The organism is Gordonia sp. HS-NH1 (assembly GCF_001418765.1).
Taxonomy (GTDB): Bacteria; Actinomycetota; Actinomycetes; order Mycobacteriales; family Mycobacteriaceae; genus Gordonia.
The window spans coordinates 1-563 of record NZ_LIYC01000123.1; the positions used below are offsets into that span (position 1 = coordinate 1).

Here is a 563-nt window from a genome sequence, read left to right on the forward strand (position 1 = left end):
CAAGAAACTCGGCAAGATCCCTGCCGGCGGTGGCTGGCGCAAACTCGGCCGCACCGCCGGCCGCCGTAACAGTCGCGCCGACAAGAGCAGCGGGAAGCAGAACAAGTACCGCAACCCCGTGCGCGGTTATCACTTCCTGCACACCGCCATCGATGCCCACTCACGGTTGGCGTACTCGGAGATTCTGGCTGATGAACGCAAAGAGACGGCCGCTGAGTTCTGGCTGCGCGCCCAGCAGTGGTTTGCCGAGCGCGGTATCGAGGTTCGGAAAGTATTGACCGACAACGGTTCCTGCTACAAGTCGCATGCATTCGCCGATGCGCTCGGGCCATCGATCATCCACCGCCGAACCCGGCCGTACCGGCCGCAAACCAACGGCAAGGTCGAACGGTTTCACCGCACCCTGGCCGACGAATGGGCCTACGACCGGCTCTACACCAGCGACACCGAACGCTGCGCACAGTTCCCGATCTGGCTGCACCACTACAATCACCACCGCGGTCACACAGCACTCGGAGGACAACCACCAGCCAGCCGCGTACCCAACCTCTCAGGTCAGTACA

Annotated in this window: 1 protein-coding gene; it reads left to right on the forward strand. The window is 62.9% G+C overall.

What is annotated here, in order from left to right; genetic code table 11:
• Window positions 1-563, forward strand: a 563-nt coding sequence (locus tag AMD30_RS24335; RefSeq protein WP_156354438.1) for an integrase core domain-containing protein, incomplete at both ends; no start/stop codon positions are given.